The sequence below is a fragment of the Paenibacillus sp. YSY-4.3 genome (assembly GCF_054767475.1).
Genome location: NZ_BAABMC010000003.1, coordinates 220,221 through 245,548, shown reverse-complemented (window position 1 = coordinate 245,548; position 25,328 = coordinate 220,221). Strand labels below are relative to the sequence as shown.

Sequence of the window (25,328 nt, the reverse complement as noted above, 5' to 3'; positions counted from 1 at the left end):
TATGAGCGGACAGGAAATGCTGCAATCGGTGCTTAACCGTTTGATACAAGGTCAGAATTTGAAGCGGGAGGAAGCCCGCGGGGTCATGGAATTGTTGATGAACGGTGAAATGACGCATGCCCAGATCGGCGGGCTTCTGATGGCTCTTCGCATAAAAGGAGAGACGGTCGATGAGATCGCCGGGTTTGCGGAAGTGATGCGCAGCCATGCCAACCGGCTGCAAACGGAAACGAAGCAACTGCTCGACACATGCGGTACTGGTGGCTCCGGCATACACAAGTTCAATATTTCGACGACCTCCGCCATTGTGGCTTCCTCGGTATCCGTCCGAGTTGCCAAGCATGGCAACCGTTCGGCTTCGGGCCGTGCCGGGAGCGCGGACGTGCTAGAAGCGCTCGGGGTCAATATACACCTGAGCGCGGATCAGGCGAAGCATTGCCTCGACGATATAGGCATTTGCTTCCTCTTCGCCCAGCTGTATCACCCGTCGATGAAATATGCGGCGGCCCCGCGCAAGGAACTGGGCGTACGAACCATATTTAATATGCTTGGCCCGCTGACGAATCCAGCTGGAGCGGATCGTCAGGTGCTGGGTATCTATGATATGGAGAAAACGGAGACTGTCGCAGAAGTATTAAGGGAGCTTGGGCTAAAGCGCGCGCTCGTCGTGACGAGCCATGAAGGCCTGGATGAGATCAGCATTTCTTCCGCGACGCGCATATCGGAATTGAGAAACGGGACTGTGACGACTTATGATTTGAACCCGAGCGATCTAGGGCTGGGAACTTACCCGCTTAGCGAAATGATGGGCGGGGATCCGGCTGCAAATGCGGATATCATTCGCCGCGTGCTGCAGGGAGAGAAGAGCGCTTACCGGGATGTCGTGTTGGCCAATGCCGGTGCATGCATTTATGTATCCGGCCTTGCGGACAGCATTCGCGAGGGCGTCGTTATCGCCGCGGAATCGATCGATTCAGGCAAAGCGTATGGTAAACTGGAGGAGCTTATTAAAACTACGGAGGCGCTGAGCTATGTATCTTGATAAAATTGTGGAAACGAAACGGCAGGAGGTTACTGCGCTTGCGGCGCATTTTTCAATAAATGAAGCGGAGCGTCTCATTGCGGACATGGAACCGACGAGAGGGTTTCACCGGGCATTGGCAGAAGGACGGAACAGGGAGATGGGCTTGATTGCCGAAGTGAAGAAGGCATCTCCATCCAAAGGCTTGATTCGAGCGGACTTCCATCCGGTAGAAATTGCCCGCAGTTATGAGGCGGCCGGAGCGGATTGCATTTCCGTACTTACGGATGAAGCTTACTTTCAGGGGAGCGGTGAATATTTGCAGGCGATCCGGAAGGCTGTGAAGCTGCCGCTGCTGCGCAAAGATTTCATTATCGACGAACGGCAAATTTTCGAAGCCAGGCTGCTTGGGGCGGATGCTGTGCTGCTGATCGCTGCAATTTTGGACGATGCCCAACTCAGGGATTATTTGCAGGTCGCATCTTCGCTCGGACTGGATTCCTTGGTTGAGGTCCATGACTATGTCGAGTTGGAGCGTGTTCTCAGCCTCAATACGGCAAAGCTGATCGGGATCAACAACCGGAATTTGAAGACGTTCGAGACGACGCTGCAGGTGACCGCAGAATTGGCGAAGCAGGTGCCTGCAGATATCACACTCATTAGCGAGAGCGGCATTCAAACGCCGGAGGATATTTCATTTTTGGCGGGCTGCGGTGCCAAGGGCGTTCTCATCGGGGAGACGTTTATGCGCCACGAGAATGTGGAGCAGGCCGTAAATAACGTCATGGGGTCATCGAGCCGGGTTGGACGGTAATCTTTGCCAATAGAAGGGAGTCTAAGCACATGGGCAGTACTGCGGTAAAAATTTGTGGACTTCAATCCGTTGAAGTGCTAAAATCTATGGTACACTTACCTGTAAATTACATTGGCTTTGTATTCGCCAAGAGTAAGCGCCAGGTCAGCGGGGCTCAGGCTGCTGAATTAATTCCCATACTTCAGGAATGGATCACGGGAACGGCGCCGTCCAGCGTCGGCGTGTTCGTTAATCCGACTTTGCCGGAGCTTTCGCGAATCTTAGCGGAGGCTCCTCTCGATATAATCCAGCTTCATGGCTCGGAGACGCCAGACTACTGCCGGGAAGTGAAGCAGGCGTTCGGGGTGAAAATATTCAAAGCACTGTCCGTCAAGGATGACGGCTCGATCCATCATGAGCAGCCCTTGGCTGGCTATGAAGGTGTCATTGACGGCTTGTTGCTGGATACGTATGACCCGCTCTACGGCGGGGGCTCGGGCAAGACCTTCGCTTGGGAGCGCGCTGAGCCATACAAGGCTTGGGCCAACCAGCATGGGATAGAGTTTTTGGCTGCAGGCGGACTTCATCCCGGCAATGTAGAGGAACTGATCGGTTGCCTTGAACCTGACGGGGTTGATGTCTCCAGCGGCGTAGAAACAGACGGGGTAAAAGATATAACTAAAATCACAGCATTCGTGGAGAGGGTGAAAGGGAAATGACGCAAGTACCTGACGAACAGGGGCGCTTTGGTCCCTTTGGCGGCCGATATGTGCCTGAGACATTAATGAACGCGCTCATCGAACTGGAGGAATCTTACCGCAAATACGAGGATGATCCCGAATTTCTGGAGGATATTCGTTATTTGCTAAAGCAGTATTCAGGCAGGGAAACTCCGCTTTATTATGCTCAGCGGCTAACAGAGCATTTGGGCGGAGCCAAAATATATTTGAAACGTGAAGACCTGAACCATACCGGGGCCCATAAAATCAATAACGCGATCGGGCAAGCCTTGCTGGCCAAACGGATGGGCAAGAACAAGGTTATCGCGGAGACGGGCGCGGGGCAGCATGGCGTAGCGACAGCGACGGTGGCAGCCTTGCTCGGGTTGGAATGCAAAGTGTTCATGGGAGAGGAGGATACGAAGCGCCAGCAGCTTAACGTATTCCGCATGAAGCTGCTTGGGGCCGAGGTAGTGCCCGTGCTGTCCGGTACGCGGACGCTGAAGGATGCCTGCAACGAAGCGCTGCGCTACTGGGTAGCCAACGTTGCAGATACGTTCTATATCCTCGGCTCGGCTACGGGTCCGCATCCTTATCCGATGATGGTGCGGAATTTTCAGCGGATTATCGGCGATGAGACACGCCGGCAAATCCTCGAAGCGGAAGGACGGCTTCCGGATATGCTCGTCGCTGCGGTAGGCGGCGGCAGTAACGCGATCGGCATGTTCTATCCTTTCGTTGCGGATACTTCCGTCCAATTGATTGGCGTCGAGGCGGCTGGCCGTGGAGTGGATACAGAGTATCATGCAGCAACGATGACAAAGGGAACGAGAGGGGTATTCCAAGGCTCCATGAGTTACCTGCTGCAGGATGAGCACGGGCAAGTGCTGCCCGCGCATTCCATATCGGCGGGTCTTGATTATCCCGGCGTCGGTCCCGAGCATTCGTATTTGAAAGATATCCAGCGGGCGAAGTACGTACCGATCACCGATGCGGAGGCGCTTGACGCACTAGGGCTCTTAAGCCGAACCGAAGGCATTATTCCCGCGCTGGAGTCCGCCCATGCCGTGGCCCAGGTCGTGAAGCTGGCGCCTGCGATGAGCGAAGATGAGATTATCGTTATTTGCCTGTCAGGGCGCGGGGATAAAGACGTCGAGTCGATCATGGCTTATACGGAAGGAGCGAAGCAATCATGAATGCTGCGGCAACTAACGCACTTGACATGACTTTCGAGCGGCTACGGGCCGAGGGCCAAACGGCGCTCATGCCTTTTATTACGGTTGGCGACCCGGATCCGGATACGACTGTGGATATACTTGTTGCCCTGCAGGAAGCAGGGACTGATATTGTGGAGCTTGGTGTTCCGTATTCGGATCCCCTGGCCGACGGCCCTGTCATTCAGCGTGCTTCCGAGCGAGCTCTCGTGCACCGCATCACGATTGAGACGTGCCTCGATACGGCGCGGAAGGCCAAGGAACGCGGCGTGACGATGCCGTTCGTATTGTTTACTTACTATAATCCGGCCCTGCAAATCGGATTGGATCGCTTCTTCTCCATGCTGCAGGAGGCGGAGATCAGCGGGCTGATTATCCCTGACTTGCCTTTTGAAGAATCGGGAGAAGTGCTTGCTCTTGCGGATGCGGCCAATATTCGGCTCGTGCCGCTCGTTGCGCCGACTTCTAACGATCGTATCGCGCGCATTATGTCTTCGGCCCGCGGTTTCATTTACTGTGTATCTTCGGTTGGTGTTACCGGGGAAAGATCGTCGTTCTTCGAGGGGATCGAGCAGTTTATCAATTCGGTCAGGGAACAGACGGAATTGCCTGTGGCGATCGGCTTCGGAATCTCCAGCCGTGAGCAGGTGCGCCGTTTCTCGGAAATTTGCGACGGGGTGGTCATCGGCAGCGCGATCGTGCGTAAAATCGAGGAATCCATTCCTCTCCTGCAAAATCCTGAAACAAAGTCGCAAGGATTATTGCAAATCCGCGACTTTGTGGCACAATTAAAATCATAGCTGTTATTGAAGGAGGAACTTCTGATGCTGCCAAAATCCCGAATAGTCAATCTTCCTGTTTATCAGCCAGGCAAGCCTGCTGAGGAAGTGAAGAAGGAATTAGGCCTGGAGGAAGTCATTAAGCTGGCCTCCAATGAAAATCCATATGGCTGCTCCCCGCGCGTTCGCGCAGCGATTGAAGCAGAGCTGGCCAACATAACGCAGTACCCTGACGGTAGCTCTGCGGAATTGACCAAGGTGCTTGCAGAGCGTCTTGGAGTAAGCAAGGAACAGATCATTTTCGGCTGTGGGTCCGATGAAGTTATCGCTTTGATCTGCCGCGCATTCCTGCTTCCTGGGGACGAAACGGTAATGGCTGATCAAACCTTCTCCGTTTACGATACGAACTCGCGCATCGAAGGGGCGACGATTATCGAAGTTCCGCTGCAGGATGGCACACATGATCTTGAAGGCATGCTGGCCAAGGTGGGCGAGAAGACCAAGATCGTATGGATCTGCAATCCAAACAATCCGACAGGAACCATCGTCGGAGACGATGCTTTGAGATCGTTCCTTGACCGCGTTCCGGGCCATGTGCTCGTCGTGCTTGACGAGGCTTATGCGGAATATGTAACTGATGCTTCCTACACGGACGGAATTAGCCTGCTTGGTAAATATTCAAACGTAATCGTCCTGCGGACTTTTTCTAAAATTTACGGTCTTGCTTCCTTGCGGATCGGTTATGGCGTTGGACAGCCGGAGGTGATCCAGCTGATTAATCGCGTTCGCGAGCCGTTCAATACGTCCCGCTTTGGTCAAGCGGCTGCCAAGGCCTCTATCGCAGACTCTGATTTCGTAAAGGAATGCCGGGATAAGAATGCCCAAGGGATTCGCTATTTGAGCGCAGAGTTCGATCGGCTCGGATTGGCCTATTTTCCGGCACATGGCAATTTCATGCTGGTTCAGGTCAACAGGCCAGGAGGGGAAGTGTTTCAGGATATGATGAAGCTGGGTATCATCATCCGCTCTGGCTTTAGCAAGTACCCGGACTATATTCGCGTCACCGTAGGAACCAAAGAACAGAACGTGAAGTTTATCGCCGCTCTGGAGCAGGTCCTGAAGAAAAGTCAGGTGCAGGTCTAGTTCCTGAAGGAGCGCGTATTAAATCCTAATCGTAGAAATCGAGTGAGAATTCATGTCAATTAAAGTAGCTATATTCGGAGTAGGATTGATCGGCGGTTCGCTGGCGCTTTGCCTCAAAGGCAAGCCCGGCTTAACCGTCGTTGGGCACAGTCATCGCCCGGAATCCCAACGAAGAATTATGGATCGCGGCGTCGTCGACGCCGTGACTTTATCTATGGAAGAAGCGGCGTGCGACGCCGACTTCATTTTTTTGTGCGTTCCCGTAGGTAGTTTAGAGCCGTATCTGCGGAAGCTCAGCGAGCTTCCGCTCAAACCGGGATGCATTATTACGGACGTCGGCAGTACGAAAGCTTCGGTAGCCGCCTGCGCGGCGATGCTTAGCCGTCCGGGAATCCATTTCATCGGCGGCCACCCGATGGCCGGATCGGAGCGTTCCGGCGTCGAGGCTGCTTCCTTGCTGTTATTTGAGAATGCGTATTATGTGTTGACTCCTTCGGAGGATGTCCCTGAGGATTCCTACCAGCGACTGGAGGAACTGCTTTCCCATACTAAGGCGCAAATCGTGCGGGTAGACCCGGTGCTGCATGATGAGATTGTCGGTGCGATCAGTCATTTGCCGCATATTATTGCGGTAGCACTCGTCAATCAAATCCGCGCTTATAACAATGCGGACGCAGACGGCCTGTACCGATTGCTGGCCGCAGGCGGATTTCGGGACATTACGCGAATCGCTTCAAGCGATCCGGTCATTTGGCGTGATATCCTTTTGAGCAACCGGGATATTCTGCTGACTTTGCTGAAGGATTGGAACTGCGAAGTCGAAGGGTTCATTCATTTGCTGGAATCGCGGGACGGAGAGGGCATCGAGGCGGCGTTCATGACCGCCAACCAATTCCGCAACGAACTTCCGGAGCGGCGCAAAGGGGCAATTACATCTCTGTATGATATTTATATCGATGTGCCGGATCATCCGGGAATCATTGGGCAAATTGCGACACAGCTCGGCGATCAGCATATCAACCTCAGCAACATGCAAATTATTGAGAGCCGGGAGGACGTTCCTGGGGTCATGCGCTTATCGTTCCGCCAAGAAGCTGAAATGGAACGGGCGAAGCAGCATTTGCAGTCTTTAAATTACAAGGTGTATGTATAGGGGCGTAGGTGCATTGCACCTACTGCCAAATGTAAATGAAAGCGATTTAAAAAATAGTGTTGACAGAATGAAAACGTATACAATATAATAGAACTACAGTATGGTTTCTCTCCACTCCTATCCAATAACTGTTGCTCTAAATTGAGCAGTGGCCACTTTACGAAGTGGTCTTTTTTTTTGCCTTTTAAAGGATTGTTAAATTTATGCAACCTTTTGTCTGCTGATTACGTTTAGGATATAGTCGGCGGTTACATAGCAGTTATTTTTCAAATCAAAAATCTATGGTATAATATTCAAGGATTGTATAGACGCCTGCTAATTCAGAAATAATTTGGTTTTTGAAATTATATGGCTTGAAACCGCAACTTTTTGGATCCTGTTCGGTAATAATGAAGAGAGAATCGAACGGGAAGAAGCACATGGATGGGCGAGGAGGATCGCACTCAAATGACGGATTCCCAAATGATTCGTGAAATTAAGGAAGGCAATACAGAGCTGTACTCGGAATTGATGCGGAGATATCAGCGCAAAATATTGGCCTTTATCTATCACATGTTGAAGAGCGCTCATATGGAGCTGCTCGCAGAAGATTTATGCTCGGAAACGTTCTATAAAGCATTTCGGAGTCTGAACTCCTTCCGTGAAGTGGATGCATCATTCTCAACCTGGTTGTACACGATCGCTAGAAATACCGTGCTTAGCGAGCTGCGCAAGCAGCGTGCTGGAAGCGTGCCGCTGGAAGAGAGCGGCGTTGTGCCGGTAGCGCCTAACGAGCTTGCACCGGAGCAAGCGATATTGCGGAGCGAGAAGGTTGAATTGGTGCGCGAAGCGATTAATAACCTTCCGGAGAAGCAGAGGTCGGCGCTCATACTTCGCGAGTATGATCAATTGGATTATCAAGAGATCGCGAGTGTGCTGGGCCAAAGCGTAAGCGCAGTGAAATCTCTGTTATTCCGTGCACGCAGCAGCGTGAAAAGTCAGCTTGAACCCTACTTTTATGAACAGATTTACGAGCCGTATGAAGGGATGAAAAGCAGATGAATTGTAGAGAGGCCCAAGAGTTGTTCGGATTAATACCCGACTTGCCGGATCATGATCCCCAGCGTAAAATGCTGGAATGGCATATTTTGGGCTGCGAATACTGTGCGGCTGAATATTCCGTATGGCAGGAGAGCATGGAAATGGTCCATGAACTGCCGCTGGAGTTGTCAGCAGATGAAGCAGAGCGGGTGAACCGCAAAGTCATGGATCGCATCTATGCGGAGTCGCCTTGGCTTGCTCCTGGCGGCGAGCATAGCAAAGTTACCAATCGGATCAGACGACGAGTGTCAATTTGGTCCGCCTGTTTCCTGGCAGTATTCTTGTGCAGCTTCCTCGTATTCCTGATCGGCGGATACGGCCAGAGCAACGAATCGATCAAACCGGCTACGGGCGTGCTTAAGCCTGTTGTAATCACGGAGGATATGGGCTCCTCGGCGGAGCTGCCCATATTTGACCTATCGAACGTATCGCGCGGGATCGTAGAGCCCTTTGTCATGCAAATGGGTCCTGCCTATCCGCAGTACTGGATGGTCCTATCGATGGCAGGCATGGTTCTGGCGTTGATCTCTTACCGTGGCATACGCCGGGTAAAGAGATAATTTCAATAGCAGTTTAAGCGCTTCTTCACCTATCAGCGTGAAGAAGCGCTTGTTTTTAGAGGCAAGATTATATTATATTACTGTTCAAACGAAGCAAAGTATGCGGAGGTTCAACATGATTGTCGGATTAATTCGTCATGGACTAACAGATTGGAATGCGGCTGGGAAAATTCAAGGTCAAAGCGATATCCCGCTCAATGATGAGGGGCGGAGACAGGCCCTTATGCTCGCTGAGAGGCTTAAACGCGAGAGAGGCGAGCGGCCATGGGACTTTATTATTACGAGCGGATTATCGCGCGCCCAGGAGACTGGCGCAATCATTGCTGAGATTTTGGAAATCCCGTTATACGACCCTGATTCCAGATTAATGGAGCGGGCCTTCGGCCAAATTGAAGGCTTAACCTCGGAGGAGAGGGAGACGCTATGGGGGAACGATTGGCACGTGCTGGACCTTGGACAGGAGAAGGAAGACAACATCCGGCGGCGCGCCCTCGAATTTATGGAAGAGCTAGGCGAGCGTTATCCGGATAAGCGAATTCTTATCATTTCCCATGGGGCGCTTTTGGCCCAGTTATATATTGCTTTATTTGATAATAAATACACGGAGCGTATTGGCAACCTGTCGCTTACGATCCTGGAGAAGAAGGAACAGGATTGGGACATGCAGCTATATAACTGCACGAAGCATTTAGAAGAAAACTTGAAGGATTCGAAATAACCCGGCGATATAGCGGGTTATTTTTTTTGTAAATCCGGAATAAAAGCCGCAAATTTTCCCATAATGGTAGTAAAACAGCGAGGCGGTAAAATATGGACTTGGCGGATATGCTCACTTTTGCCGATATCGGACAGCTTAGCAGAATAGCGGATCATTACCAATGCGACTGCAACGGAAACTCCAAACGAGATCTGATTCAGTCGATTCTGCAGACGGTCGGGAGCAGAGAGTTTATCGAGCAGCATCTCGATCAATTGAGTTTGGAAGATTTGCGCTTTCTGAATCGGCTGCTATTTGACGGGAGACGCCAGTTCAGCTTGGAAGAATTGATCGCCTGTGCTCAGCAGTCCCGTTTCACGCAGGACGCCAAAGACCGCGAGAGCCCCAGGGATGTCATCACTAGATTCAGGCAGCGTGGATGGCTGTTTAACGGTTCAACCGCAAGCACGAAGTACTTGTACGAGGTGCCCGAGGACTTGAAGCGGCGTTTCAGAACATCGCTGGAGTCACGGTTTAAATCAGCCGTCAAACTGGCGGATACGGAACCGGCGGTTTATAGGGAGGAATACGATTTGCTCCCGAAAGATTTGAGAGAACTGCTGGATTACGTGTATCATCACGAAATTCCGTTGAATTCCGAGGGCGTCATGTACCGTAGAAACCAGATGCAGCTCATGGAGAAGCTTCACGTGGCGGAGCCGCAGGTGGGCAAGGGCTGGAGGTTCGGATATGGGCGAAGGTTCAAGGATTATCCGAACCGGCTGGCGCTGCTTTATGATTACGCCTACCACATGAAATGGATAAGGGAGGAAGGCGGCTTATTGGTCCTCACCGCTAACGGCAGTGCGTTCCTTGCGGAGAATAAGCAGGAATCGATGATACAGTTTGTTAGCTTTTGGTTAAGACTTTATAAAGGGCCTATCCCTAACTTGCTCTCTCTGGTCTATTGGATAGAGCGCTGCTCCAGCGAATGGGTAACGACAGTTTCGTTGCTTGCGCAAATGAAGCTTCTGATCAAACCATTTTATTACGACACGCCCGAGTCTATTTTCGAAGAGCGCATTCTGCGCATGATGCTGCATCTCGGTATGCTGCGGCTCGGAGAAGACGATGCCCGCGAAAGGCTTGTTCAGACAACCCCTTTTGGGAAGCACTGCGTTCAGCAGCTGCTAAAGCGATAAATGCACCTGAGATGAAATGGCCTGTCCCGCACATTGACAATGACAAATCATGCTGTTACAATCACTCCCAATTCAAGGCGGAGGAGTGGTTAACTTGTTACTGAATTATCAGGGAAAACAGCCTGTAGTGGATACTTCAGTATTCGTTGCGGAAGGCGCAAAGCTAATCGGTGACGTAACCATCGGCAAAGAGAGCAGCGTTTGGTTCAATGCGGTGCTTCGAGGAGATTTGGCACAAATCGTAATTGGAGAAAGAACCAATCTCCAGGATGGCGTTATAGGCCATGTCAATACCGGGCAGCCCTTAATCGTCGAAAACGAAGTCTCTGTCGGCCATGCTGCGATCATTCACGGCTGCCACATAGGCAAAGGCACTTTAATCGGCATGGGGGCTATCATCTTAAACGGAGCAGCTATCGGTGAATATGCTTTAATAGGAGCAGGTTCTTTAGTTACGGAAAATACAGTCATACCACCTTATACGCTTGCTTTGGGCTCACCGGCAAGGGTTGTCCGCGAACTTACGGAAGCAGATTTGCAGCGAATGAAACTGACGACCGACAGCTATGTTGTGAAGGGAAAAGAATACAGGATCTAGTTGGAGGTGCATCCTATGGATCAGATGAAGGTTACTTACGAAGTGATGCTTGGCCTAGCCGCGGAGATGATATGGGATGAAGCTCTGCGCAAACACCGTTCCGAGCAAATTTACAGTGAAATAGATTCCGCTTTGGCCAAGGGTGACGAGGAAGCCTTTCGAGCTTTGACAGAAGAGCTGAAAGCGCTGGAGGATATGAAGGAATGCCGTTAACGGCATTCTTTTTTTTGAAGCTTTTATTTGGCGGCAGCCTTTGTATATAATGTTTAAAGGAAATTAGGAAGGGGATACTTATGAAATTCAGTGAAATCGAGGCAGCATCCTGGGAAGAACTGCGGCCGTATCTCGATACCTGCCTCATTCCGGTCACCGGCCTTACTGGGAGTGAGCAGCCACATGAAGTGACCGAAGCGCTAGAGAGGTTAAGAGACGTCATGGATTGGATCGAGATTCCATTCAAGGGAAGAGTGGTTACATATCCTTCTTTTCAATATGGCAGGCAGAATATTTTGTCGCAAGTAAATGAAATTTGTCATAATGTCAAGTTATCCGGCTTTACTTATATCATCGTCGTGTCTGCCGATGTCCAGCTGTCGGCCGATTATATTCCCAATGCTGATGTAATCGTTGCCGCTAGCGAATTTGAGGGACTTGAGGGTACCGAAGCGAGTGCTGCCATAGGCAGAAAAATCCAACAAATGTGGCAGCAGGGCTAAATCGTCAATTGTGACAAATTATCAACATTTTATACGTTCGTTGAGCGCCGGGGGTGTAAAAAGACGACGGATATTCTTGACGCTCTCAGTACCCTAATATATTATTAATATGTCTTACCAAAACATGTGAGATTTATCATTGAAACGGGAGAGAGAATTGGCTTGCAAAGGGGGTTGGAGACAGTATGAGCATTCATAACGACGAGCATGAATCATCGCATAAACCGCCTACACGTAAGGAAATGTCCCGTCGGCAGTTTCTTACATATACGCTGGGGGGCGCTACCGCTTTTATGGTAGGGGGTGCAGCGCTGCCTATGGTACGTTTTGCCGTAGACCCGATTCTGCACAAGAAAGGCGAGGGTTCGTTTGTTAAGGTTGTTGAAGTAAGCAAGATCACAAACGAGCCGCAGGAATTCACATTTGAACTGCAGCAGCAGGATGGCTGGTATTTGAGCACAGCATCACTCGTCGCTTGGATCCGCAAGGATGAGAGCGGCAAAATTTATGCGCTTTCACCGATCTGTAAGCATTTGGGCTGCACGATCGGCTGGAACACTAATGCGAATTTTCCTGAGCAGTACCATTGTCCTTGTCATGGCGCGCATTACACGAAAGAGGGCAAGCAACTCGCTGTTGCGTCCGCTCCGCTTGACGAATACAAGGTCATGCTGAAGGATGATTGGGTCTATTTGGGTGATATTATCCCGAATACGATCGTGAAATAAGGAGGCGTAGATTCGGATGTTTAAAAATGTGTACAACTGGATTGATGAACGTCTTGATATCACGCCGATTTGGAGAGATGTTGCGGATCACGAGGTTCCCGAACACGTTAACCCTGCGCATCACTTCTCCGCTTTCGTGTATTGCTTCGGCGGATTGACGTTCTTTATAACTGTAATCCAGATTTTGTCGGGAATGTTTCTTACAATGTATTACGTTCCTGACATTATTAATGCTTACGCCAGTGTGGAATACTTGCAGACTCAGGTCGCATTCGGCCAAATCGTCCGCGGTATGCACCACTGGGGGGCGAGCTTGGTTATCGTGATGATGTTCCTTCACACGCTCCGGGTATTCTTCACGGGTTCCTATAAGGCGCCGCGGGAGATGAACTGGGTCGTGGGCATGCTTATCTTCTTCGTCATGATCGGACTCGGTCTGACCGGTTATTTGCTGCCATGGGACAACAAAGCGTACTTTGCAACGAAAGTTACATTAGAAATAGCTAACTCTGTACCGGTTCTTGGACCTGTCATTAAAGAACTGCTACAAGGCGGTACCATTGTAGGGGCTGAGACGCTTACTCGGTTCTTCGCTATTCACGTGTTCTTCCTTCCGGCCGTGTTGCTTATCCTTCTGGTAGGACACTTTATTATGATCCGCAGACAGGGTATTTCCGGTCCGCTATAAAATTAAGAAGGGAGGCACTAACATGGCTCACGTAGACAAATCGAAAGAAAAAGTCGTATTTGTCGGCGATTCGCGCGTACGCAAGGGTAACGGATTTATCACTCCTCCCGATTATACGGCATATCCGGGCAAATCGGAGGCGTTTATTCCGAACTTTTTGTTAAAAGAATGGATGGTCGGGGTCGTCGTGCTTGTAGGGTTTCTCGTACTGACCATTTCGGAGCCCGCTCCGCTCGGTTATCCGGCTAACCCAAGCGCGTCGGTCATTCCGATGCCGGACTGGTACTTCCTATTCCTGTACCAGTACCTCAAATATCCTTACGCATCGGGAGACTGGGTTGTGCTCGGAACGCTCGGTATTCCTGGCGTAGCTTTCGGCAGCTTAATGCTTGCTCCGTTCCTCGATCGCGGGAAGGAGCGCCGCTTCTATCGCCGTCCAATCGCTTCATCGTTGATGATCCTATCGCTAGCAGCAGTCGTTTATTTGACGAACGTGGCTTGGACGCATTACACGAATGAGCTGGAAGCTTCGGGCGCGAAGCCTGAGCATATTCAGCGCGAAGAAGAGGCTAGGGAAAAACGGGAACAAGGCTTGCCTACTTCGAACGCCATTCGGCAGAAGGAAGTGGCCATCGTGGATAAAGATGATCCGGCGATGGAGACCTACAAGAAAGCAACCTGCATTAACTGCCATGCTGCTGACTTGAAGGGAACTGCGGCTCCGTCATTGCGTGGAATCGGCGACAAGCATAGCAAGGATGAGATTCTGACCATCATCCACGAAGGCTATAAGACGATGCCGCCAATGTATGAAACTGCGACCAAGGCAGGTTTGTCCGATGAAGAGATCGACCACTTGGCCGAATGGCTTGCGAAACAAAAAGCCGAACAGTAAAATAGAAATAAAATCAAAACCTGATCGCAGCGTCGATCAGGTTTTTGGTTTCCAAGGACAAGTGTGGCTGTGCGAACATGCTGCATGGAAGGAGCATGAAAGTTGAGGCTGTCAATGTTATGGAGCCGGGAATTTCTGACGAGCCGGTTCATTTTATGGGCTTTGTTCATAAGTAATCTGCTGGGAACAATATATGGATACATATGGTACGAAGCTCAGCTTCGGGAGACGTGGGCCAATTATCCGCACTGGTTGATTCCTTTTGTGCCGGATAGCCCGACGGCGAGCTTGTTTTTTACACTGGCACTGCTGTTCCTTATGTTCCCGAACGCTTTGTCGAAGCATTACCGGATCCGTACTTTAATAGAAGCTTTAGCTGTGGTGACGAGCGTTAAGTATGGCGTATGGGCGGTTAGTATTATATTCGCGGGTGCTTATCAGGGCGAGGTACTGGTATGGCAGGATTGGATGCTGGTGGCCTCCCATCTGGCCATGGCGGTTGAAGCGCTGCTCTTCGTCCGTTTCTTCAAATACGGCACGGTCATGCTGCTTGCAGCCGGGGCCTGGACATTCCTTAATGATTTCATTGATTATTCGTTCGGCGTCTATCCTTGGCTGCCGCAGGCGCTTTGGGACGACGTAGGCAATGTGGCGGTCTTTACAGTGGGATTGACGGGAGCCAGCATAGCAGCCGGTTGGATTGCCATGCGAGCGGCCAAAAGAGTATAAGCCGGTTCTAAGGCGGGACAGCTTGCCATACCATGATTGGTAAGGGGGGATGTCCGTGACGCGGGATAAGAAATGGCGAGGGCTATTCATGCTGTTGTCTGCAATGTTGATCGTATGCTGGGCAGTGCAGTCTCCGGGCATGGCTGCGGCCATGAAGAGCGATTCTACAGTATTGTCTACAAAGGAACGGGATGAGAGGTTGAGGAGCTTTGAAGCCGTGACAGAGCGCTTATACAATGTCATGCAGCAAGGAGATACCTCGGCGGCTCACCAGGAAATGGATCAGTTAATCCAGACTCTCGAGGGGTTGTCGTTTCGCGGGGTGACTTCTGTAGATGGCATCCATGCCTTGGCAGAATGCATCATGGATACAAGGGAAACGATCAACCGGGTGAAGCTGTCGCCTGAAGCATGGATCGAGACGTCTGCTCGGCTAAGGCTGGCTGTAAACAGCTTGACGCATAAACGGGATGCGCTGTGGCAGCAATACTATAAAGTGATGTTCAGCAGCATGCAGCATATGGGAAAGGCGCGCTCCGGCGGTAACCGGACGGAATTCAAGGAAGCGCTGCAATCCTTGCAAAAGAATTACGAGATAATCAGGCCGGCGGCGGTCATTCAACGGGATTCTGCAGACGTGAATAAATTCGATTCATGGCTGTCCTATGTGGAGCGGCTCGGAGGCGAGGCTTCCTGGGATGAGACGGCGCTAAAGGGAGCGATTGATCAGGGGGGGCCGCTGCTGCAGGAGCTGTTTGGGCGCAGGGGCAATGAACCCGTCTTTTTGCCGATCGTGGGGATAAAAAGTCCCTGGTACTGGAGCGCTCTGATCGGCGGTTGGATCATGCTGGCGCTAACTTATACAGCGATGCGCAAATACCAAGCCGAACAAGCCGTTTCTCCAGTGCAAAGGCCCAAGGGAAATGGCGGATCGTTCTTTAGACGGGATGAATAGCTAAATAAGCAAAAGGTTTCTGTTAGCCCTGCTTCCACTCGAAGCGGGGCTAATCTTCTTTAAAACCTTCTCCGTGGACGTCATGAACATCGTTGATGATGATGAAAGCCCTAGGGTCTACAGATTTGGCAATCGCCCGCAACCGGCGCATCTCCTGTCTCGAAACGACGCAGTAAGCGACATGCTTGGCTTGCTTGGAGTAGGCGCCAACCGCCGGGATAAGCGTAACGCCTCGTTCCATTTCTTTCGTAATGATGTCGGCGATTTCAGGAGCGAAGTCGCTGATGATGGTAAAGGCCCGGGCAGAATAGGCACCCTCTTGAATGAAGTCGATAACCTTGGAGGCGATAAAGACGGCAACCAGTGTATATAAAATGTTCTCCTCACGGATATAGAACAGAGACAAGCCGATAATGATCACGTCTAGGCTTAAAATGACTTGTCCCATGCTCCAACCGTATTTGCGGCCGAGTATTCTGGCGATGATGTCTGAGCCCCCAGTCGTGCCCCCGAAGCGGAAAACGAGACCAAGACCAGCTCCGAGCGTAACCCCGGCATAAAGGGAGGCAAGAATGTAATCATGCTCGGTCGTAAAGGGGCTGATCCAGCCGGTGCGGATCATATTTTCGAACATCCAGAGGAAAAAAGACAATGATGCGATGCCGAGCCCCGTATAAATGATCGAGCGCCCTCCTAATATTTTCCATCCCAACAAAAATAAAGGGATATTCAGCACTAGGTTGGAGATGGAAGGGGAAATACCGAACGCATAGTTAAGCAGGATGGTTATGCCAGTAATCCCGCCTTCCATCAATTGGTTCGGTATAATGAAGTAGAGCAGTCCGAATGCATAAATCGCTGTCCCCAGCATGATGGGAAGTATTGTGCGCAAATAGTTTGCCAGTTTAAGAGTTCTCATTAAAATCCCTCACCTGATTAAAAGTAAATTGCGTGGTCTTCATATTTTCACCTATATGAAGAGGAAGTATTGATGATCGTTGAATTTAGTCGATTCTCCGGCAATGTTCGTTGTTCAACTCATATAGTATACCTTTTGCACGGCGATTAAAAAATGATTTGTTTTCAAAACGTCTTTACGATAACATAGGGTTAAAACCTGAGTAAAGACGGGGAGGCATAGGCATTGCAAGAGAAAACACTGTCGGAAATGCAGCGGGAAGTAGATGCATACATATCGCAGTTCAAAGAAGGCTACTTCAGTCCGCTGAGCATGCTTGCCCGGATGAGCGAAGAGGTCGGCGAGCTGGCCCGGGAAGTGAATCATCGCTTCGGCGAGAAGCCGAAGAAGCCGGAGGAAGCAGACAATTCCATCGAACTGGAGCTAGGCGATATATTATTCATTACGATTTGCTTCGCGAATTCGCTGGGCATTGACCTAACGGAAGCGCATAATAAGGTTATGCATAAATTTAATACCCGCGATGCTGGTCGTTGGACCAAAAAGGACACCGATTAGACCACACTGTCATATGCTGTAGTAATTTCAGCCCTTATTATGGGGGGAGACAGCATATGCAGGTTGATCAAAATTTGCAGAAGGCTTATCGCAGCATTTTTGATAATGACTTTGAGGGAGCGATTCACTGGTTCGAGCAGGCGCTGGCTGAAGGACAGGACAATGCGGACATCCATTATCGCTTGTCGATTACTTGCGCGCGCAGCGGTCAACTGGAGAAAGCGATTCATCATGCCCGTTTGGCTGCCACGCTAGAACCCGCCCATAAGGAATATAAATCGCATTATGACCGGCTGCAATCCAAGGAATTGACACTCATGGCGAAGAAACTGGTGGAGAAATCCCAGGATCCTGTACGCAGGTCGGCCAAAACCGCGGTTGCTCTCTTGGAGCGGGCGGTTCAACTGGACCCGTTGTCGGTCATCGCTCAGCTATGGCTGTCGGTAGCTTACGGTGAATTGCAGCAGTACACGCTTGCTTTACGAGCCGTCCGGGAGGCTATGCTGCTTCCACAGGACGAGGCTATTACAAAGCAACTTCAACATTTGGAACAACGGTTCGCATCCAAGATCAATCAATCATCATCCTAGGAAATGTGAGGTAATTACGAATGACTGAGCAAATTAGAGTGGCTGTTGCTGGAGCTGGCGGCAGAATGGGTAAGGAAGTAGTGAAAATGGTTCTTGAAGATCCGAATTTACGTCTGGTGGCAGCCGTGAATTTATCGGATGAAGGCATGGATGCAGGTACATTAGTCGGTCTTCCCGCTTGCGGCGTGACGCTGAGCAAGGATTTGGAGCTGGCGCTCGTGGAGGGCAAGCCTCAGGTGCTGGTCGATTTCACGACGCCGCAATCGGCTTATTCCAATACGTTGCATGCGATCAAGCATGGGGTACGTCCGGTTATCGGAACGACGGGCTTCACCCCGGAGCAAATCGAGGATTTGGACAAGCAGTGTCAGGAGCGAGGCATCGGCGGGCTGATTGCGCCTAACTTCTCTATTGGGGCCATCCTGATGATGAAATTTGCTGCCCAGGCGGCCAAATATTTTCCTCACCTTGAAATTATCGAATATCATGGGGATCAGAAATTAGACGCTCCTTCTGGAACTGCGGTGAAGACTGCAGAATTAATCGCCATGAACCGCGAGGAGCTGCGCCAAGGCAATCCGAACGAGGAAGAGACGATCGAGGGATCTAGAGGCGGCTACTATAACGGCTTCCGCATCCATAGCGTCCGCCTTCCGGGGATCTTCGCTCAGCAGGAGGTCATCTTCGGCGGATTCGGCCAGACATTGAAGATTCGTCATGATTCTTACGAACGCGCCGGATATATGCCGGGAGTCAACCTTGCGATCCACAAAGTTCTCGAATATGAGGGCTTGATTTACGGCTTTGAGCATTTTGTAGACTGATAGCGGACTTATAAGAGATGCTGCTCAAAAAGGAGAAAACGCACATGATGAACATCGCATTTATAGCTCACGATCGAAAGAAAGAAGATATCGTTAACCTGGCCATCGCCTATGAGCATGTGTTCAGGGATAAGAAACTATATTCGACGGGAACGACTGGAGCGCGGATCATGGAAAGCACGAGCCTCGAAATTAACCGATTCCTGTCCGGACCGCTCGGCGGAGATCAGCAGATCGGCGCTCTGATTGCACAAAATGAGATGGATCTCGTTATTTTTCTGCGTGATCCGCTTATGGCGCAGCCACATGAGCCGGATATTACGGCATTGCTTCGTCTTTGCGACGTGCACGGCATCCCCGTGGCTACAAACATGGCGACCGCGGAAATCCTAATTCGGGCACTCGACCGGGGCGATTTCGCCTGGCGCGAGCTGGTGGAGCAGAACAAGCCGGGGTTACCGAAATGAGCATAAAGCTGGATATTCTCGTCATTGGCGCTCATGCTGACGATGCGGAAATCGGCATGTCCGGCACGATCGCGAAGCAGGTTGCCGCCGGATTTAAAGTCGGCATCATCGATTTGACGGAAGCCGAGCTGTCTTCGAATGGCAATGTTCAATTGCGTAAAGAGGAAGCGGCCGCAGCTTCTCAGGTGCTCGGGCTGGCGCATCGGGCAAATCTAGGATTGCCTGATCGAGGTTTGAATGCAACGCCCGACAACATTGCCGCGGTTGTTGCGGCGATCAGGTCGCACTCGCCAGACATCGTGTTCGCTCCATATTGGGAAGATCGCCATCCCGATCATGTCGCGGCGAGCAAGCTTGTGGAGGAGGCCGTGTTCAACGCTAAGCTGCGGCGCTATATGCCGGAAGTTCCTGCGATTCCGCTTCCTGATTTATATTTTTATTTCATTAATGACTGGAGAACGCCGGATTTGCTCGTGGATGTCACCGAGTATTACCCGCTTAAGGAGCAAGCCCTGGAATGCTATCGTTCTCAATTTGGACAGGCTGCTCCCGGAGAGGACATCGCTCCGACACCTTTGAATCAGGGTTATATGGAGCGGGTGAAAGCAAGGGATGCTTTGCTGGGACAGCGTAAGCTTATTCCTTATGCCGAAGGCTTTGCGGTCAAGTCGCCCTTTTTGATAGAACGATTCGGATCCAGCAGCATATAAATTCAAAGTAAGGCACAAGACTACGAAGGAGGTCCCTCACTTTATGGGCCCATTTCTAAAAATCGGCATAACCTGTTATCCGACGCTTGGCGGTTCCGGGGTTGTGGCCACTGAGCTAGGCAAGCTGCTGGCAGAGAAAGGACATGAGGTTCATTTCATTTCGCATAGCGTTCCTTTTCGCTTGGGCAGTTACCACAAAAATATTTTTTATCATGAAGTAGAAGTAAGCGATTATTACGTATTCCGGTACCCGCCTTACGACTTGTCGCTGGCAACGAAAATGGCGCAGGTAGCCAAGCAGCAGGAACTGGATATTCTGCATGTGCATTATGCGGTTCCGCATGCGGTCTGTGCTTTCCTGGCCAAACAAATGGTTGGCGATAAGCTGAAAATAGTTACTACGCTGCACGGAACGGATATCACGGTGCTTGCGCAGGATGAATCGCTGAAGGATTTGATTCGGCTGGCGATCAATGAGAGCGATGCGGTCACGTCGGTATCCCGCGATCTCATGCGCGAGACCCGCGAGGTTCTCGACATTACGAGGGATATCGAGCTCACATATAATTTCGTGGATGAACGTGTATATTACCCGCGTGATGCTAAATCCTGCCGCAGCGAATTTGCCTCTCCCGGCGAGAAGGTGCTTATGCATATATCCAACTTTCGCCCGGTGAAGAGGGTGTCCGACGTCGTTGATGTGTTCAATATGGTAAATGCGGAGGTTCCTTCCAAGCTGCTGTTCGTCGGCGAAGGTCCGGATCTTCCGAAAATCCAATGGAAAGTTAAAGAGTTGGGATTATCCGATCGCGTCCATTTCCTTGGCAAACAGGATGATATCGCTCACGTTATCTCGATGGCAGATGTACTGCTGCTGCCTTCCGAAAAGGAGAGCTTTGGTCTTGTTGCCCTGGAAGCGATGGCCTGCGGCATTCCTACGGTTGGTTCCATGGCAGGGGGAATTCCCGAGCTGGTCGCCCATGGAGAGACGGGGTTCCTGTCCCCAATTGGCGATACGCGCCAGATGGCGGATAACACGCTTGCGCTGCTCAAAGACGAGCAGCTTGCGCACACAATGCGTGAGGCATGCTTGACCCGTGCGAAATGCGAATTCAGCAGCGATCTTATTACGGCGCAATACGAGAGCATTTATTATAAGGTGCTGGGACGCAAGATGCCCGTGCCGAAGCCGCTTTGCGGGTAACATCGATTCAAAACGTAAAGAGGGTTTGACCTCTGGAGGTAATAGAGATATGGAAGTATGGAAGCAGGTAGACCCCCTGATGCTGCATCAGGGGGAACGGGTGCTTGGAACATTGCTGGAATCCGGCTACAGTGCTTATTTCGTCGGAGGCTGTGTTCGCGATGAATTGATGGGCCGTCCGGTGAATGATATGGATATCGCGACTTCGGCGAAGCCTGAGGCGGTCATGGAACTGTTCGAACGCACGATTCCGACCGGCTTGCAGCATGGCACAGTTACGGTGTTGATGGGGGATTATCCGTTCGAGGTCACGACCTTCCGCAAAGAATCCCACTATGAAGACCACCGGCATCCTGCGGCAGTCGAATTTGTGGACGGGATTACCCAGGATTTGCAGCGCCGGGACTTTACGATGAATGCGATTGCCCGCAGTTTGGATGGAGAACTGACAGATCCTTTTCAAGGGTGCTCGGATATTCGGGAGGGGGTCATCCGCTGTGTAGGGCAGGCCGAGGAGCGGTTCGACGAAGATGCGCTCCGCATGATGCGCGCGATTCGCTTTGCGTCGGTGTTCGGTTTCCGCCCTGTAAAGAGCCTCTGGCGGGCGCTTATTAAAGGAAGGGATAAACTAACCTTCGTGGCGATGGAGCGCATACGGGCCGAGCTGGAGCGTCTGATGCTGGGTCCTCATCCTCTCCGGGGACTGGAGCTGTTTCACCGCAGCCGGCTGCTGCAATATGCCAAACTGCCGTTTCAAGAGAGTGAGGAGCGGAGCCGCCGACAGGAGGAGCAGCTGCAAGCGCTGGAACGTATGCCGGTTGATCCTCAGGAGCTCAGATGGTCAATGCTCCTTCAAGGATTAGGAATATCCGGGTACGAGGCGGAAGCGAAAATGAAGGCATGGACATTCTCTAATCAGGTCGCGGAGACTACGTCGGACATCATGCGATTTGACGAGGCCTGGAGCGAAATAAAAGCGAGCCTAAGGACGGAGCGTCTTCGCCGGAGTTGGGTTGAGCTTCAGCTGCACTATGGGCACACGATTAGCCAAATGTGGCTAGAGCGCGAGCGCCGATGGTTATCTTGCCGAGGAAGCGAGGGCGAACAGGCACTGCTTCGTCTGGAGGAAGAGGAGATGCGCTGGCACCGCGACGTACCCGTTCATGAGCTGAAAGAGCTGGCGATTCGCGGCGGTGACGTGCTGGCAGCTTTAGGCGAGAGAGGCGGTCCTTGGCTAGGAGAGCTAATGAAGCGGCTGCTGCAGATCGTTGCTGTCGGCGATGTGCCAAACGAGAAGGAATCCTTGCTCGATTATGTGAAAGCTGTGGTGAAGCAAAATGAGTGATAGCCGCTTGCTCGATATGCTGCTGGCTAGGCCGGGCGAATATATTTCCGGAGAGGAAATCAGCCGCAAATTATCAATCAGCCGTACAGCGGTATGGAAACAAATCAACAAGCTTCGTGATGAAGGCTATGAATTTGAAGCCGTCTCCCGCAAAGGATACCGCTTGGTCAGCAAACCGGAGAGACTCGAATACAGCGGATTGCTGCAGGCGGTGAATACCGTCTCCTTCGGACGAAGGTTAAAGCTTAAGGACGTAACCACATCCACACAGGAGGATGTTCGCCTGCTGGCGGAGCAGGGGGCGGAGGAAGGGACGCTTGTTATCGCCGAGGAACAGACGATCGGCAGGGGGCGGCAGGGCCGCAAGTGGCATTCTCCTGCCGGCAAGGGGATTTGGATGAGTCTGCTGCTTCGTCCGCAACTCCCTTTATCCGCAGCACCTCAGCTTACATTGCTTAGTGCAGTGGCAGTATGCCGAGCCATTCGAGCGGTAACGGGAATTGACGTCGGCATTAAATGGCCGAACGATTTGCTTGTCTGCGGACGTAAAGTTTGCGGTATATTGCTGGAGTCCGCAGGCGAGGACGAAATGATCCGCTACTGCATAGCGGGAATTGGCATCGATGCCAATTTAACGGCAGACGATTTACCTCCCGAGCTTGCGTCCATTGCGACCTCACTGCAAATTGAAAGCGGTCGGAAGGTGGATAGGGCCGTGCTGATCGGTGCGGTGATGGCAGAAATGGAGAAGCTTTACGGACTTTATATAGAAGAAGGCTTCGCCCCGATCGGCCATTTGTGGGAAGCGTTGTCGGTTACGACAGGTCAGGCTATCACCGTCAGGACAGCACAGGGAGAAGTCAGCGGAAGAGCGAAGGGTTTGGACGAGAGGGGAGGCCTTCTTGTCATGCAAGAGGATAACAGCCTCACCACAATTTTCTCCGGGGAAGTGCAATTTGACGGGTGTAATCCTTAAGAAACTTTGTTATACTGTCCACATGAGGCGGTATCGATGATTCGAGCTGCACTCGTGTGGACATTGTTATATGAAGGAAGTGAATAACCGTCATGACCGTGGAATTATTCGGTTGCGTCGGATTCTGCTCTGAGCCGAGAAGGACCGAGACAGAAGGGACGAACGAGAAAGTGACTCTTCTTTGGATTCGGACCTTTTTAGCGCTGCGACGATGGCGATAGAAGGTTTATTTGTCGTTGGCGCCGGACTGGTGGATGGCGAACCATCCACAAGGCTTAAAAACCAAAGGAGATGAAGAGAATGACTGCCAAACATGCCCTGAATATCGTGAAAATGAAAAAAATGAAGCAGGAGCAAATCCCGCTTACCATGATTACAGCATACGATTATCCCTCCGCCCGGCTGGCAGAGGAAGCGGGTGTAGACCTCATTCTAGTCGGTGATTCGCTCGGCAATGTCGTGCTTGGCTACAATACGACAATTCCAGTAACCATCGAGGATATGGTCTACCACAGCCGAGCCGTTGCTCGCGGTGCGCAGCATACTTTCATCGTAACGGATTTGCCGTTTATGACCTATCATGGCAGCATCGATGAGACCATGCGCCAGGTCAGAAGGGTTATGCAGGAAGGCCATGCCCATGCAGTAAAGCTGGAGGGCGGCGAGGAAATCGCCCACACAGTTCAAGCGGTTGTTCAGGCAGGCGTGCCTGTGCTGGGCCATATCGGCTTGACGCCGCAATCCGTTAATCAGCTCGGGGGATACCGCATTCAGGGGAAGGACGAAGCGGATGCAAAGCGCCTAATGGCTGACGCCAAAGCTCTAGAGCAGGCCGGGGCGTTTGCGATCGTGCTGGAACTGGTAACCGAGCAGGTCGCCGAAGCGATCTCCAAGGAACTTTCTATTCCAACGATCGGCATCGGAGCGGGACGGGGATGCGACGGGCAGGTGCTCGTTTTCCATGATGTGTTGAAATATGACCCGGATTACCGGGAGAAGAAATTCGTGAAGACCTATGCCGATATCGGAGAGCAGATCCGACAAGGCATTTCAGAATATGTGAACGACGTGAAGACGCGTGCTTTCCCTGGAGAGCAGCATATCTTTGCTGCCGATGAGAAAGTAGTGGATGGTTTGTACGGAAAAGGGAAGGTGGAAGGCGAGTCATGATTGTATTAACGGAGATCAGAGATGTCAGGGAGCATTTGCGGGCCGAGCGCTATGCCGCCGCTAAAGAAGGAAGGGAGCTTCAAGTCGGCTTCGTTCCCACGATGGGGTATTTGCATGATGGACATGCAAGCCTGCTGCGGAGCGCCCGGATGAACAATGATCTGGTCGTCCTGAGCATATTTGTAAATCCGATCCAGTTTGGACCGAACGAGGACTTTGACCGTTATCCGCGCGACAGCGACAAAGATATGGCGCTTGCTAAGCGCGAGGGAGTGGATATCGTATTCTTCCCGCCCGTGGAGGAGATGTATCCACAGCCGACGAAGACGAAGGTTCAAGTGGCCGAGCTGACGGATCACCTTTGCGGCGCAGCGCGTCCCGGCCATTTCGACGGTGTGACGACCGTAGTCAGCAAGCTTCTGAATATCGTGGCGCCAAACCGGGCTTATTTCGGACAGAAAGACGCGCAGCAGGTTGCGGTCATTACGCAAATGGTTACAGATCTCAATATGGATGTTGAAATCGTTCCTTGTCCGATCGTACGCGAAGAGGACGGACTGGCCCTTAGCTCTCGCAACGTATATTTGTCGCCGGATCAGCGCCAAGCGGCGCTGATCATCTCCCGCTCTTTGCGGCTGGCGGAGCAGATCGCCAGGGAGAAGGAGGCGGCCACGGCAGAGGATATCGTCTCGGAACTGGTTCGGAGTATTGAAACTGAGCCATCCGCAGTGATCGATTATGCGGAAATCCGCCGTTTTCCTTCCCTGGAGTCCGTTCCAAGCTCGATGCGGGTTAAGGACGCAGAGGGGAAGCTGCTGATTGCTGCTGCGGTCAAAATTGGGGCCACCCGGCTGATCGACAACGTTATTTTAACGATGGAGGGAGATAAATAGCC

The 25,328-nt window shown here is 51.5% G+C and carries 30 protein-coding genes; 29 read left to right on the top strand and 1 reads right to left on the bottom strand.

The genetic code is table 11. The features are described 5' to 3' along the window. The first annotated feature begins 1 nt into the window (after position 1). From trpD to ACYUJT_RS11775, 19 genes are all read left to right on the top strand, one after another. The gene (gene trpD, locus ACYUJT_RS11865) at positions 2-1,042 is read left to right on the top strand and encodes an anthranilate phosphoribosyltransferase (protein ID WP_460322127.1); all 1,041 of its coding nucleotides are present in this window, start codon (positions 2-4) and stop codon (positions 1,040-1,042) included. After that, positions 1,032-1,835, top strand: coding sequence for an indole-3-glycerol phosphate synthase TrpC (gene trpC / locus ACYUJT_RS11860; RefSeq protein WP_460322125.1), 804 nt, complete (start codon positions 1,032-1,034; stop codon positions 1,833-1,835). Before trpD ends, trpC begins: the two co-directional genes overlap by 11 nt. Before the next feature lie 29 nt (positions 1,836-1,864). Continuing rightward, a complete protein-coding gene (locus tag ACYUJT_RS11855) occupies positions 1,865-2,533 on the top strand; it encodes a phosphoribosylanthranilate isomerase (protein ID WP_460322123.1) in 669 nt (222 codons plus the stop codon). Continuing rightward, complete coding sequence (trpB, locus tag ACYUJT_RS11850; protein WP_460322121.1) at positions 2,530-3,729, top strand: tryptophan synthase subunit beta; 1,200 nt, start codon at positions 2,530-2,532, stop codon at positions 3,727-3,729. Before ACYUJT_RS11855 ends, trpB begins: the two co-directional genes overlap by 4 nt. Beyond that, on the top strand, positions 3,726-4,547 hold the full coding sequence (gene trpA / locus ACYUJT_RS11845; RefSeq protein ID WP_460322119.1) for a tryptophan synthase subunit alpha: 822 nt from the start codon (positions 3,726-3,728) through the stop codon (positions 4,545-4,547). The genes trpB and trpA overlap by 4 nt, the downstream gene beginning before the upstream one ends. A 24-nt stretch (positions 4,548-4,571) precedes the next feature. Then, entirely contained in the window at positions 4,572-5,669 is a 1,098-nt protein-coding gene (gene hisC / locus ACYUJT_RS11840; protein WP_460322116.1) for a histidinol-phosphate transaminase, read from the top strand. 52 nt (positions 5,670-5,721) lie between these two features. Beyond that, the gene (locus ACYUJT_RS11835; RefSeq protein WP_460322114.1) at positions 5,722-6,822 is read left to right on the top strand and encodes a prephenate dehydrogenase; all 1,101 of its coding nucleotides are present in this window, start codon (positions 5,722-5,724) and stop codon (positions 6,820-6,822) included. A gap of 447 nt (positions 6,823-7,269) precedes the next feature. After that, positions 7,270-7,863 (top strand): RNA polymerase sigma factor, encoded by a 594-nt coding sequence (locus ACYUJT_RS11830; protein ID WP_460322111.1) that lies wholly within the window; start codon positions 7,270-7,272, stop codon positions 7,861-7,863. Then, positions 7,860-8,462: an anti-sigma factor gene (locus tag ACYUJT_RS11825; protein WP_460322109.1), complete on the top strand. Its 603-nt coding sequence runs from the start codon at positions 7,860-7,862 to the stop codon at positions 8,460-8,462. The genes ACYUJT_RS11830 and ACYUJT_RS11825 overlap by 4 nt, the downstream gene beginning before the upstream one ends. A 115-nt stretch (positions 8,463-8,577) precedes the next feature. Next, entirely contained in the window at positions 8,578-9,180 is a 603-nt protein-coding gene (locus tag ACYUJT_RS11820) for a histidine phosphatase family protein (RefSeq protein WP_460322106.1), read from the top strand. 92 nt (positions 9,181-9,272) lie between these two features. Beyond that, a complete protein-coding gene (locus tag ACYUJT_RS11815) occupies positions 9,273-10,361 on the top strand; it encodes a hypothetical protein (protein ID WP_460322104.1) in 1,089 nt (362 codons plus the stop codon). 94 nt (positions 10,362-10,455) lie between these two features. Then, on the top strand, positions 10,456-10,959 hold the full coding sequence (locus tag ACYUJT_RS11810; RefSeq protein ID WP_460322102.1) for a gamma carbonic anhydrase family protein: 504 nt from the start codon (positions 10,456-10,458) through the stop codon (positions 10,957-10,959). Positions 10,960-10,974: 15 nt separating this feature from the next. Further along, entirely contained in the window at positions 10,975-11,172 is a 198-nt protein-coding gene (locus tag ACYUJT_RS11805) for an IDEAL domain-containing protein (RefSeq protein WP_460322100.1), read from the top strand. Between the two features lie 80 nt (positions 11,173-11,252). Then, a complete protein-coding gene (locus tag ACYUJT_RS11800; RefSeq protein ID WP_460322098.1) occupies positions 11,253-11,675 on the top strand; it encodes a DUF2487 family protein in 423 nt (140 codons plus the stop codon). A gap of 185 nt (positions 11,676-11,860) precedes the next feature. Then, on the top strand, positions 11,861-12,403 hold the full coding sequence (locus ACYUJT_RS11795) for a Rieske 2Fe-2S domain-containing protein (RefSeq protein WP_460322096.1): 543 nt from the start codon (positions 11,861-11,863) through the stop codon (positions 12,401-12,403). A 16-nt stretch (positions 12,404-12,419) separates the two neighbouring features. Further along, positions 12,420-13,091 (top strand): menaquinol-cytochrome c reductase cytochrome b subunit, encoded by a 672-nt coding sequence (gene qcrB / locus ACYUJT_RS11790; protein ID WP_016311825.1) that lies wholly within the window; start codon positions 12,420-12,422, stop codon positions 13,089-13,091. A 22-nt stretch (positions 13,092-13,113) separates the two neighbouring features. Further along, positions 13,114-13,986 (top strand): c-type cytochrome, encoded by an 873-nt coding sequence (locus ACYUJT_RS11785; protein ID WP_460322092.1) that lies wholly within the window; start codon positions 13,114-13,116, stop codon positions 13,984-13,986. Positions 13,987-14,088: 102 nt separating this feature from the next. Continuing rightward, positions 14,089-14,715 (top strand): DUF1405 domain-containing protein, encoded by a 627-nt coding sequence (locus tag ACYUJT_RS11780; RefSeq protein ID WP_460322090.1) that lies wholly within the window; start codon positions 14,089-14,091, stop codon positions 14,713-14,715. A gap of 55 nt (positions 14,716-14,770) precedes the next feature. After that, positions 14,771-15,670 (top strand): sporulation protein YpjB, encoded by a 900-nt coding sequence (locus tag ACYUJT_RS11775; RefSeq protein ID WP_460322088.1) that lies wholly within the window; start codon positions 14,771-14,773, stop codon positions 15,668-15,670. 49 nt (positions 15,671-15,719) lie between these two features. Here the strand turns inward: ACYUJT_RS11775 and ACYUJT_RS11770 are convergent, their stop codons facing one another. After that, entirely contained in the window at positions 15,720-16,589 is an 870-nt protein-coding gene (locus ACYUJT_RS11770) for a YitT family protein (RefSeq protein WP_460322086.1), read from the bottom strand. 249 nt (positions 16,590-16,838) lie between these two features. Between ACYUJT_RS11770 and ACYUJT_RS11765 the strand changes: the two genes are divergently transcribed. The 10 genes from ACYUJT_RS11765 (at position 16,839) to panC (ending at position 25,326) form a co-directional block, all read left to right on the top strand. Further along, positions 16,839-17,147, top strand: a complete 309-nt coding sequence (locus ACYUJT_RS11765; RefSeq protein WP_460323276.1) for a nucleotide pyrophosphohydrolase — start codon at positions 16,839-16,841, stop codon at positions 17,145-17,147. 56 nt (positions 17,148-17,203) lie between these two features. Next, positions 17,204-17,737: a tetratricopeptide repeat protein gene (locus ACYUJT_RS11760; RefSeq protein WP_460322084.1), complete on the top strand. Its 534-nt coding sequence runs from the start codon at positions 17,204-17,206 to the stop codon at positions 17,735-17,737. 20 nt (positions 17,738-17,757) lie between these two features. After that, positions 17,758-18,561 carry a 4-hydroxy-tetrahydrodipicolinate reductase gene (gene dapB / locus ACYUJT_RS11755; RefSeq protein WP_460322081.1) on the top strand — a complete coding sequence of 268 codons (804 nt, stop codon included), beginning with the start codon at positions 17,758-17,760 and terminating at the stop codon, positions 18,559-18,561. A 44-nt stretch (positions 18,562-18,605) separates the two neighbouring features. Continuing rightward, positions 18,606-19,028 (top strand): methylglyoxal synthase, encoded by a 423-nt coding sequence (locus tag ACYUJT_RS11750; RefSeq protein ID WP_460322078.1) that lies wholly within the window; start codon positions 18,606-18,608, stop codon positions 19,026-19,028. Between the two features lie 2 nt (positions 19,029-19,030). After that, positions 19,031-19,738, top strand: a complete 708-nt coding sequence (bshB1, locus tag ACYUJT_RS11745) for a bacillithiol biosynthesis deacetylase BshB1 (RefSeq protein WP_460323273.1) — start codon at positions 19,031-19,033, stop codon at positions 19,736-19,738. A gap of 43 nt (positions 19,739-19,781) precedes the next feature. Further along, complete coding sequence (gene bshA / locus ACYUJT_RS11740) at positions 19,782-20,942, top strand: N-acetyl-alpha-D-glucosaminyl L-malate synthase BshA (RefSeq protein ID WP_460322076.1); 1,161 nt, start codon at positions 19,782-19,784, stop codon at positions 20,940-20,942. A 49-nt stretch (positions 20,943-20,991) separates the two neighbouring features. After that, positions 20,992-22,287: a CCA tRNA nucleotidyltransferase gene (locus tag ACYUJT_RS11735; RefSeq protein WP_460322074.1), complete on the top strand. Its 1,296-nt coding sequence runs from the start codon at positions 20,992-20,994 to the stop codon at positions 22,285-22,287. Continuing rightward, on the top strand, positions 22,280-23,263 hold the full coding sequence (locus ACYUJT_RS11730) for a biotin--[acetyl-CoA-carboxylase] ligase (protein ID WP_460322071.1): 984 nt from the start codon (positions 22,280-22,282) through the stop codon (positions 23,261-23,263). The genes ACYUJT_RS11735 and ACYUJT_RS11730 overlap by 8 nt, the downstream gene beginning before the upstream one ends. Before the next feature lie 300 nt (positions 23,264-23,563). Beyond that, on the top strand, positions 23,564-24,433 hold the full coding sequence (panB, locus tag ACYUJT_RS11725) for a 3-methyl-2-oxobutanoate hydroxymethyltransferase (protein ID WP_460322069.1): 870 nt from the start codon (positions 23,564-23,566) through the stop codon (positions 24,431-24,433). Continuing rightward, positions 24,430-25,326: a pantoate--beta-alanine ligase gene (panC, locus tag ACYUJT_RS11720; RefSeq protein WP_460322066.1), complete on the top strand. Its 897-nt coding sequence runs from the start codon at positions 24,430-24,432 to the stop codon at positions 25,324-25,326. Before panB ends, panC begins: the two co-directional genes overlap by 4 nt. Positions 25,327-25,328: the final 2 nt, after the last annotated feature.